This window comes from uncultured Granulicatella sp. (genome assembly GCF_963515095.1).
Lineage (GTDB): Bacteria > Bacillota > Bacilli > Lactobacillales > Aerococcaceae > Granulicatella.
Genome location: NZ_CAUPXD010000039.1, coordinates 1 through 10,541 on the forward strand (window position 1 = coordinate 1; position 10,541 = coordinate 10,541).

7 protein-coding genes and 1 pseudogene are annotated in these 10,541 nt (G+C 31.9%); 7 read left to right on the plus strand and 1 reads right to left on the minus strand.

The genetic code is table 11. The features are described from left to right. Positions 1-124 precede the first annotated feature (124 nt). The 4 genes and pseudogenes from RWL86_RS07685 to RWL86_RS07700 form a co-directional block, all read left to right on the plus strand. Positions 125-229, plus strand: a pseudogene (locus RWL86_RS07685) (LPXTG cell wall anchor domain-containing protein); the annotation flags it as partial. A gap of 545 nt (positions 230-774) precedes the next feature. Then, positions 775-1,206 carry an Rrf2 family transcriptional regulator gene (locus RWL86_RS07690; protein ID WP_314078553.1) on the plus strand — a complete coding sequence of 144 codons (432 nt, stop codon included), beginning with the start codon at positions 775-777 and terminating at the stop codon, positions 1,204-1,206. Positions 1,207-1,277: 71 nt separating this feature from the next. After that, positions 1,278-2,288, plus strand: coding sequence for an NADP-dependent oxidoreductase (locus RWL86_RS07695; RefSeq protein WP_314078556.1), 1,011 nt, complete (start codon positions 1,278-1,280; stop codon positions 2,286-2,288). 1 nt (position 2,289) lies between these two features. Then, complete coding sequence (locus RWL86_RS07700) at positions 2,290-3,129, plus strand: alpha/beta hydrolase (protein WP_314078559.1); 840 nt, start codon at positions 2,290-2,292, stop codon at positions 3,127-3,129. Between the two features lie 153 nt (positions 3,130-3,282). Here the strand turns inward: RWL86_RS07700 and RWL86_RS07705 are convergent, their stop codons facing one another. Next, positions 3,283-5,148, minus strand: a complete 1,866-nt coding sequence (locus RWL86_RS07705; RefSeq protein WP_314078562.1) for a heavy metal translocating P-type ATPase — start codon at positions 5,146-5,148, stop codon at positions 3,283-3,285. A gap of 219 nt (positions 5,149-5,367) precedes the next feature. On the opposite strand from RWL86_RS07705, the gene pepF reads away from it, so the two are divergent. The 3 genes from pepF (at position 5,368) to RWL86_RS07720 (ending at position 9,945) form a co-directional block, all read left to right on the plus strand. Next, the gene (gene pepF, locus RWL86_RS07710; RefSeq protein WP_314078565.1) at positions 5,368-7,173 is read left to right on the plus strand and encodes an oligoendopeptidase F; all 1,806 of its coding nucleotides are present in this window, start codon (positions 5,368-5,370) and stop codon (positions 7,171-7,173) included. Positions 7,174-7,598: 425 nt separating this feature from the next. Then, positions 7,599-8,501: a magnesium transporter CorA family protein gene (locus RWL86_RS07715; protein ID WP_314078568.1), complete on the plus strand. Its 903-nt coding sequence runs from the start codon at positions 7,599-7,601 to the stop codon at positions 8,499-8,501. Positions 8,502-9,042: 541 nt separating this feature from the next. Then, positions 9,043-9,945 carry a magnesium transporter CorA family protein gene (locus RWL86_RS07720; protein ID WP_314078571.1) on the plus strand — a complete coding sequence of 301 codons (903 nt, stop codon included), beginning with the start codon at positions 9,043-9,045 and terminating at the stop codon, positions 9,943-9,945. The last annotated feature ends 596 nt before the right edge of the window (positions 9,946-10,541 follow it).

Here is a 10,541-nt window from a genome sequence, read left to right on the forward strand (position 1 = left end):
AAAATCCAGTGTCCGCAAGGACGTGCCGGTTCGACCCCGGCCGCCGGTATAGTAGAAAGAGTCTGAGATAAAAGTCTAACCTTAAATATAAAAAGCGAACAAAATGAGTTAAAATAATAAATCTGAACTTCCAAACACTGGTACAGAAGATAATAAATTGCTTGCGTCGCTAGGATTTTTAGGGTTAATTTTAGGAACTAGCCCATTATTAAAACGAAAATATAAATGATTACATAACGAGTTAAAAAAATAACTTTAATGATATAAATGTAAACATTTAGCGAACAGATATATAAAAAACTCCAGTCTATGAACCGCTTAGAAGGTTCTAATCTGGAGTTTTTGCTTTGTTGCTTTATAATAGCGTTAAAAGTGTTTGGTTGTATACGTTCTTGGTTAGAATAGTCTTGTTAAGCTTACGTTTTGGATTCCACAAATTTTAGAAAAGATTACTCTATTTCAAAAATTTTTAGGAATGAAAATATAAAAAAAGAGAAACCTCATAATGAAGTTTCTCTTACTTTTAATCGTCCGAATCCATATTCTTATTTCAAAAAAGGTAGTGATTCGGTTGATTTTTATTGCAATGTAGTGAAATTTAAAATTTCAAAAATCGCTTAAAATCAAGATTCCTCACATCTATTGACGTGTAGTGAATCCCTATTTCACTTCTAAGTGTATTAAATATTTTTATTTGAAAAACTACTTGCTTTTAATTTATAAATAGGGTAAACTTGTTCTTGTATCAGATACAACTTTAAGAGAGGCGAAATTATGGATACTAAATTTTCAGTTGCATTACATATTCTTTCAATGATAAGTGAGAGTAGTACTATTTTAAGTTCTCAATCTTTAGCAGAAAGTGTTGGAACTAATGCAAGTTATATTCGTAAAGTCATTGCTTTATTAAAAAAAGCAGAGATTATTTCTTCACAGCAAGGAAAATCAGGATATGAATTAACGAAATCTCCAAAAGATCTTAGTTTATTAGAAATTTATTTTGCGACACAGGAAGTAGAACGTATTAGTTTATTCCCAGTCCATCAAAATAGAAATTTAAATTGTCCAGTTGGAAGATATATCGAAGGAGCTATTTCACCTATTTTTTCTGATGTAGAAGAAGAATTAGAAAGAGAATTAAAAAATAAAACATTGAAAGATGTTATCGATAATTTATATCAAACAGCAAAAGATTCAAAACGCTGACTTAGAAATAAGTCAGTAATATTTTAGAAAACATGTATCTTCATTAGATACAAGGAAGAAGAGGAATCAAAATGAAGGCAGCGCAACATACAAGATACCATAAAGAAAATATTACAGTAACGATAACAGAAATTAAAAAACCAAAAATTTCTAGTGAACAAGTTTTAGTAAGAGTAAAAGCAGCAGGTGTGAATCCATTAGATAATATGATTTCAAGAGGAGAAGTGAAACTAATTGTTCCTTATTCATTTCCGCAAACAGCGGGAAATGAATTTGTAGGAGTAGTCGAAGAAGTTGGAAATCAAGTAAAGAATTTTAAATTAGGAGAGCGTGTATTTGCAAGACTGCCACTTGATTCAATTGGTGCATTTGCTGAATATATTGCAGTAGACAGTAAAGCCTTAGCAAAAGTTCCAGAATATTTAAACGATGTAGAAGCAGCAGCAATTCCACTTACAGCTTTGACGATTATGCAAGCATTGGAATTAATGAAAGCAGAAGCAGGAAAAACAATTTTTATTTCAGGTGGCACTGGTGGAGTTGGTGGAATGGCAATTCCAATTGCAAAAGCAAAGGGATTAACCGTTATTACAAATGGTGATGTAGCTAATAAAGAACGTGTAATGGCACTTGGCGTGGATCGATTTATTGATTATAAAACAGAAGACTATACTCAAACATTACAAAATGTGGATTATGTTTTAGATACTCTAGGTGGTGCAGAAACTGAAAAACAAATGTCAATCATGAAACCAGGAGGAGAATTAGTTTCGTTAAGAGCAATGCCGAATGGTGATTTTGCTAAAAGAATGAAATTACCTAAATGGAAACAAATATTATTTTGGTTAGCAGGACGTAAATTTGATAAATTAGCTAAAAAATACAATATTCATTATCATTTTATCTTTGTTCAAAGTAACGGACGCCAATTACAAGAAGTAGCAAATATTTTTGAACAATTAAAAATTAAACCATCCATTGATACCGTATATTCTTTTGAAGAAGTGAATAAGGCACTAGATAAAGTAGCTAATGGTCGTTCAAAAGGAAAAACAGTTTTAACATTCGAAGGAGAAAAATAACATGTCTTATATTCAAACTAAAAATCAATTCATTAGTGTAAAAGGAAATCAAATTGCTTATCGTGAATTAGGGAAAGGAAATTTAGACATTCCATTAGTCATGCTTACGCATTTAGCGGCAGTTTTAGATAATTGGGATCCAAAATTATTAGATTTAATCGCAGCAAAACATCATATTATTGTAATGGATTTACCTGGAGTTGGAGCTAGTCAGGGAAAAGTTGCTGATACAATTCCTGGAATGGCAGAGCAAGCTATTGAAATCATTACAGCATTAGGTTATGAACGAATTAATTTATTAGGATTATCTATGGGTGGAATGGTTGCTCAAGAAATCGTCCGTTTAAATTCTTCTTTAGTTAATCGTTTAGTATTAGCAGGAACTGGTCTACGAGGTGGTCTTGAAATGGATAAAGTCACTAGTAAAACATTCCGTTTTATGTTGAAAGCAATGTTACATCGAGTAGATTCAAAACGTTATATTTTCTATAATCATGATGAAAAAGGATACCAAGAAGCGATGAAAGTATTGAATCGTATGGGTGAGAGAACAAAAGAAAATGCGGACAAAGAAATGAATGTTCCAGGATTTTTGACTCAATTAAAATCAATTAAACGTTGGGGACAAGATGAAGAGGATAGTCTTTCTTTTATAACTCAGGCAACTTTAATTGTAAATGGGGATAATGACTTACAAGTGCCAACTCAAAATTCATATGAGATGCACGAAAAAATTGCTGGAAGTGAATTAATCATCTATCCAAATGCGGGGCATGGTTCTATTTTCCAATATGCAGAAGAATTTTCTGAAGCGTTGTTAGCATTTTTAAATGAAGAATAAAAAAATAAAAATGACTTTCTAATAGTAGCAAAAGTACTAGAAGCCGAGTAGCTTCTAGTACAGGAAATTTCGAGACCTTAGGCTCGAAATTTAGCAATGAGACAGCTTCGCTGGCTGCTTGCGTCCTAGCTACTATTATGAGTCATATATTTTTTATAGTTTTTTTAGTAAACGTAATCCGTTTAAGATTACTAAGATAGTACTTCCTTCGTGTCCGATAACACCTAAAGGTAAGTTAATGAATTGGAAAACATTTGCTAAAATTAAAATCGTAATCACTGATAGTGAGAACACAATATTTTGTAAAATAATGCGTTTCATTTTTTTAGATAATTCGTGACCATATTTAATTAATGATAAATTGTTTTTTAATAACACAATATCACTTGCTTCAATTGCTAAAGCAGTTCCTTCACCAATGGCAATTCCAACTGTTGCATTTGCAAGAGCAGGAGCGTCATTGATACCATCCCCAACCATTGCTACAGAAACACCTTTATCAGATAAGTTCTTAACATAAGTTGCTTTATCTTCAGGTAAACAATTTGCTTGATAATCAGAGATTTCTAAGTGTTTTGCTACAGCTTCGGCAGTTGATTCTGAATCACCAGTCATCATAATCGTTTGAATATTTTCTTTGTTAAAGTAGTGTAATACAGATTGGCTACTTTCTTTAATTTCATCTGTAATGGCATAGAAACCGATGAATTGTCCATTTTTCTCGATTGCTAAAACAATTTCACCTTGTTCTAAGTGTTTTTCAATTTCAGTTGCTAATGCTGTGTGTTGTTTCCATTCTGCATCAATCCAAGCTAATTTACCAATTTTCCAAGTTGAACCTTGAGCTGTTGCAATTAATCCATTTCCAATCACTTCTTCAAAGCTGTCAAATGAAATCGCATCAGAATTTTTGTAAGCTTGTGTATATGCTGTAATAGATTTTCCTAATGGGTGAGTTGAACGGATTTCCATTTCATACATCATTGCATGAACTTCTTCTTCGTTTTCATTAACAATTACTGCATGTTGAACAGTTGGTTTTCCTTTTGTTAATGTACCAGTTTTATCTAAAACAATTGATTCAATTGAAGATAATTGTTCTAAAGCTTCTCCACCTTTTAATAAGATCCCTTGTTTTGCTGCATTAGATAAACTTGCTAAAATAGCAGGGCTAGCGGAAGCAACTAAGGCACATGGAGACATTACTGTTAATAAAATCATTCCTCTATAGAAAGATTCTTGCCAAGTCCATTGGAATCCAAAGTAGAATAGAGCAATGGCTAATGGAACTAATACTAAAACAACTTTTACATATGAGTCTTCAATTTTATTAATAAAGCTACTAGTTTTTGTTTCTTGTTCTTGTGCTTCTTCTACTAAACGAATAATAGAAGCCATTACAGTTTCATCTGCATTTTTGTGAACAGTAGCTGTACAAGATTGGTGTAAATTAATACTTCCTGCGAAAATTTCTTCGCCTACTTTTTTGTTAGCTGGAAGTGGTTCACCATTAATCATACTTTCATCGAATAAACTTTCACCTTCTGTTAGGATAGCGTCCATTGGAACAGCTTCTCCTTTTTTAATGAAAATAACATCATTAATTGCTAAGTCTTCAACGTCTACTGTTTCATAGTGACCATCACGAATACGTGTAGCTGTTTTTGGTTGTAAGTTTAATAATTCTGTCATTGATTTTTCACTTTTTGCCATAGCATATTCTTCAAGAGCTCCACTTAATGAGAAAATAAAAATTAATAAAGCTCCTTCTAACCAGTAACCAATAATAGAAGCACCGATTGCTGCTAATACCATTAATAAGTCAACATTTAAATGTTGTTCTTGGATTGTTTCTTGGATTCCTTCAATGGCTGAGTGGAATCCTCCAACTAAGAACGCTGTTAAGTAGCAAATCACAGATACTAGATTCAATCCGTGAAAACTAGCAACTAGTCCTAAAATAATTAATGTTCCGCAAGTAATTGTATAGCGAATTTGTTTTTGTTCTAAAATATTCATATTTTTTTCACCTCATGTTTTATTTGTTGAATACATCATAACATAAAATTTTCTAGATTAGAATAATTCTAAACTAGATGAGAGTGAAATTCATTCTCAATTAGCTTATTGAGAATGAGAGAAGATAAGAAAGTCTTAATTTTTAAGGATTTTCCCTTTATAAATTTAAAAATTCATAGTAGAATAGTTTCATATCTTAAAGTGAAGGTGGGAGAACAAATGAGTGAAAAAAAACCATTAACTCGTTCAGAAGTTCCTGTAGAATTAACATGGGACTTAACATTAATCTATCCAGATAATTCTGGTTTTGAAGCTGATTTAGCTTTTGTATCAGAAAAAATTCCAGTAATTGCTGCAAGTAAAGAAACAGCATTACAATCTGGAGAAAATTTATATAACTACTTATTATTGAACAATCAAGTAGATGAAAAAATTGAAACAGCTTATGTGTATTCACATTTAAAAGCTGACCAAGATACAACAAATGATGAAAATCAAGTGTTAAATCAACGTGCTTTCTCAGTATATGTTGAATTATCAGGTGCTTCATCATGGTTTGAACCAGCTATCTTAGAAAAATCAGATGAAGAATTTGAAAAATTCTTTAAAGAAGAACCACGTCTAGAAGAATTCCGTGTTGCATTAGAAGTAGCTCGTATTCGTAAAGGTCACGTATTATCTGATCGTGAAGAAGCTTTATTATCAAAAGCAAATGAAGTTTTCTCAGGACCAGGAAAAACATTTAACTTCTTAAATAATGCGGACATTAAATTTGGAACAGTTAAGAATGAAAAAGGGGAAGAAGTGGAATTAACTCACGGAAACTATACAACATTCTTAGAATCAACAAATGTTGAAGTTCGTAAAAATGCATTTAAAACAAAATATAAACCATATATTGACTTAAAAAATACATTTGCTAGTATATTAGGTTCTGAAGTGAAAGCTCATAACTTTGAAGCTTTGGTTCATAACTATGAATCAAGTCGTCAAGCTGCATTAGCTTCTAACCAAGTTCCTGAAGAAGTATATGATGCTTTAGTAAAAGTAGTGAATGAAAAATTACCATTATTACATCGTTATATCGCTTTACAACAAAAAGCTTTAGGACTAGATGAATTACATATGTATGATATGCATGTTCCAATTACTGGTGAAGCTCCAATTAAATATAATTATGAAGAAGCTTCTAAAGCAACTTTTGAAGCATTGAAACCATTAGGGGAAGAGTATCAAGATATTCTTAAACAAGCCTACGATCAACGTTGGATTGACGTTGCTGAAAATGTTGGTAAACGTAGTGGTGGTTATTCATCAGGTGGTTATGCAACTGCCCCTTATATTTTATTAAACTGGCACGATGATTTAAGCAACTTCTTTACATTAGTGCATGAATTAGGACATAGTGCGCATAGTTATTTCACTCGTCATACTCAACCATTCCAATATGGGGATTATTCAATTTTCTTAGCGGAAATTGCTTCTACAACGAATGAAAACTTATTAACAGATTACTTATTGAAGAAACATACGGATAAAGAGAGTCAAAAATATATTTTAAATAATTATTTAAATCGTTTTAAATCTACTATTTTCCGTCAAACTCAATTTGCTGAATTTGAGCATCAAATTCATGTGGCAGATCAAAATGGTGAGCCATTAACTCAAGCGGCTATTTCTGAGATTTATGCAAACATTAATAAAAAATATTATGCAAATGTTATTCAAGATGAGCAAATTGCTTATGAGTGGACTCGTATTCCTCACTTCTATATGAATTATTATGTATATCAATATGCAACTGGTATGGCTGCAGCAACTGCTTTAGCAGATAAGATTTTACATGGTACTCCTGAAGATTTAGAGGCTTACTTGAACTACTTACGTGCTGGACGTAGTGACAAACCAATTGAGGTTATGAAAAAAGCAGGGGTAGATATGACGCAAACTCAATATCTATATGATGCAATGAATGTGTTCGAACAACGACTAGAACAATTAGAAGCGTTGATGAACGAAGAGTAACATAATATAAATAGACTTTCCTGGTATAGCAGTATTAGGACGGCAGCAGCCTCGCTGATGCGAGTCTCATGCCTAAACTTCGAGCCTTGGTCTTGAAGTTTCCTGCGATAGAATCTGTGTAACAGATTCTATTGCTCATACTGCTATGGAAAGTCTTTTGTATTTTAATGGATATTATGAGAGAACGTTAGCGGATAGGATTTTATATATAGTAACACTAGGACGCCAGAAGCCCCTTTCGGGTCTCTTGGCTATCGTACTACTGTGAAAAGTCATTTGTATTTGTACGGATAAATATGAGAGTACGTTTATAATTAGACTTTCCTTTACTATTATGGAAAGTCTTTTTTTATTTATACTATTTGTTATTCCTTTTTATTTAAAATATAATAAATTGATATAAAAAAATTTTAAAGGAGAAGGTTATGGCGGTAGTAAATTTTGGAAATTCTTGTTCGTGGATTAATATAAATTCAGATTTAATTAGTGAGTATTCATCTATCTATGAAACGTATGAAATTGATAGTGAAATGTTGGAGTATGCCCTTGATGAACATGAGCGTGCTCATATTGAATACGATCGACGTAAAGAAACATTGATTGTTATTTATAATGTGATTAAGCAATCATTAAATTCAAATCAATACGAAACAATTCCTATGACATTTATTGTACGTAAAAATCAAATTATTACGATTACAAACCATCATAATGAATACATTGTTCAAGCAATGAAAGAGGAATTAAAAGAAAGACCAGATATATCTCTGTTTACATTTTTATTTTCTAGTTTATTTATGATTACGGAATATTATTTTCCAAAAATTGAAAAATTAAAAAAAGAACAAGGATTATTAAGTCAGATGTTACGACAAAAAACAACAAAGAAAAATTTGTTTGCTTTATCAGATTTGGAGATCGGTAGTGTGTATTTAGTTTCAGCTACTAAACAAAATGCAATTGTATTGGAGCAATTGAAGACTCAATCTGTGTTTAAAGAATTAGATGATGTAGAAAAAGAAGAGTTAGAAGATAGTTTAATTGAAGCAAAGCAGCTAGTGGAAATGACTTCGATCAATCTTCAAATTTTGCAGCAATTATCTGGTACGTATAATAATGTTTTGAATAATAATTTGAATGATACGATGAAATTATTAACGGTTATTTCGATTCTTTTAACGGTTCCGGATATTGTGACGGGATTTTTTGGAATGAATGTGCAAATTCCTTTTACAGAACATTCTCATGGTTGGGGAATTGCATTAGGAATTATTTTAGGAATTTGGATATTAGTCAGTGTGATATTGGGGCGTCTTATGAAAAAGTAGGGGGCGTGGAAATTGAGTTTTTGGTATAGTAGTACTAAGACGGCAGCAGACCTTCGGTCTCATGCCTAAAATTTGAGCCTAGGTCTCAAATTTTCTTGCAATAGAATTTGTAGTCAGATTCTATTGCTCGTGCTACTATAAAAACTCATTTCCACTTGAAACGAAATTTATGAGAATGCGTATGATAAAGTAATTTTTTTGTACAGTAGTATTAGGACGCCAGAAGCCCTTACGGTCTCTTGGCTAAAAATTGAGCCTAAGGTCTCAATTTTCCCTGTAAAAGAATCTGTATGACAGATTCTTTTACTCATACTACTATAAAATATCATTTCCACTTGGAATGATAAGTATGGGAGTGCGTTAAAAAAATATTTTCTTGTATAGTAGTACTAAGACGGCAGCAGACCTGCGGTCTCATGGTTCATATTACTATAAAAACTCATATTCCCTTGTTTTGTGTTCAATATTTTTTCAGTTTAGTTATTAGTATCAACCTTTTAAATTATGATACACTTACGTAGATTAATGGAGGGAGATATTTATGGTTGAAAAGAATTTTGGGCATTCATGTGCATGGATTAATATTAACTCAGAGGAGATTACTGATTATTCTACAATTTATCAAACGTATCAAATTGATAAAGAAATGGTGGAGTATGCTCTTGATGAAAATGAAAGAGCGCATATTGAATATTGTCGTCCAAAAGAAACATTAGTAGTGATTTATAATGTCATTAAACAAACGAAGAGAGAGAATCGATATGAGACCGTTCCAATGACTTTTATTGTTCGAAAGGATCAAATTATTACGATTTCGAACCGACATAATGAGTATATTGTAGAGACGATGAGAAAAGAATTGGAAGATAGACCGAATATGTCACTGTTTACATTTTTATTTTCAAGTTTAATGATGATTACTGAAAATTATTTTCCAAAGATTGAAAGTTTAAAGAAAGAGCAAGAGTTAGTGAGTCAAAAATTGCGACATAAGACTACTAAGAAAAATTTATTTGCTTTGTCTGACTTAGAAATTGGGAGTGTTTATTTAGTTTCTGCAACGAAGCAAAATGCGATTGTATTAGAACAATTAAAGAATCAAGCATTGTTTAAGGAATTAGAGTTTGCTGAGGAAGAAAAATTAGAGAATAGTTTAATTGAAGCGAAGCAATTAGTGGAAATGACTTCCATTAATCTTCAGATTTTGCAACAATTATCAGGTACTTATAATAATGTCTTGAATAATAATTTGAATGATACGATGAAATTGTTAACAATTATTTCGATTTTATTAACGATTCCGAATATTGTAACGGGATTTTTTGGAATGAATATTACGGTTCCTTTAACGGGTCTTGCACATGGTTGGGGAATTGTGTTAGGGATTATTGTGACAGTTATTGTCATTGCAAGTGTCGTCTTGTCACGTTTTATTAAGAAGTAGAGGGCGTGGAAAGTGATATTTTTGTATAGTAGTATTAGGACGCTAGCAGCCAGCTTTTGCTGTCTCATAGCTAAAATTTGAGCCTAAGGTCTCAAATTTCCCTGCAATAGAATCTGTGTGACAGATTCTATTGCTCACATTACTATAAAATATCATTTCCACTTGGAACGGTAATTATGAGAGAACGTAAAAAATGAGAGTTTTTGGTATAGTATTACTAAGACGGCAGTAGACCTTCGGTCTCATGTGTCATGCCACTATGAAATGTCAAAATTTTTTTGAAACGATATTCATGAAATTACGTAATAACTTATTTCCACTTTAACGAATACTTATTAAAGTTAGTAGAAGAAGGAGTTTTTATAGTAGTACGAGTGATAGAATCTGTCATAACAGATTCTATCACAAGGAAAATTGAGACTACAGGCTCAATTTTTAGCCAAGAGACCCGATAGGGGCTACTGGCGTCTTAGTACTACTATATCAAAAAACTCCGTTTCTACTATAATGACGAAAAATATTAGAGAACATTAAAACAGGCGTGAGGCTGGGCAAAAAGTCTCAAAAATAGAAGAAAGCACTATAAAATTCTGAAA

Coding starts and splice junctions, on each gene's coding strand:
- RWL86_RS07690 (WP_314078553.1), top strand. CDS start 775: ATGGATACTAAATTTTCAGTTGCATTACATATTCTTTCAATGATAAGT.
- RWL86_RS07695 (WP_314078556.1), top strand. CDS start 1,278: ATGAAGGCAGCGCAACATACAAGATACCATAAAGAAAATATTACAGTA.
- RWL86_RS07700 (WP_314078559.1), top strand. CDS start 2,290: ATGTCTTATATTCAAACTAAAAATCAATTCATTAGTGTAAAAGGAAAT.
- RWL86_RS07705 (WP_314078562.1), bottom strand. CDS start 5,148: ATGAATATTTTAGAACAAAAACAAATTCGCTATACAATTACTTGCGGA.
- pepF (WP_314078565.1), top strand. CDS start 5,368: ATGAGTGAAAAAAAACCATTAACTCGTTCAGAAGTTCCTGTAGAATTA.
- RWL86_RS07715 (WP_314078568.1), top strand. CDS start 7,599: ATGGCGGTAGTAAATTTTGGAAATTCTTGTTCGTGGATTAATATAAAT.
- RWL86_RS07720 (WP_314078571.1), top strand. CDS start 9,043: ATGGTTGAAAAGAATTTTGGGCATTCATGTGCATGGATTAATATTAAC.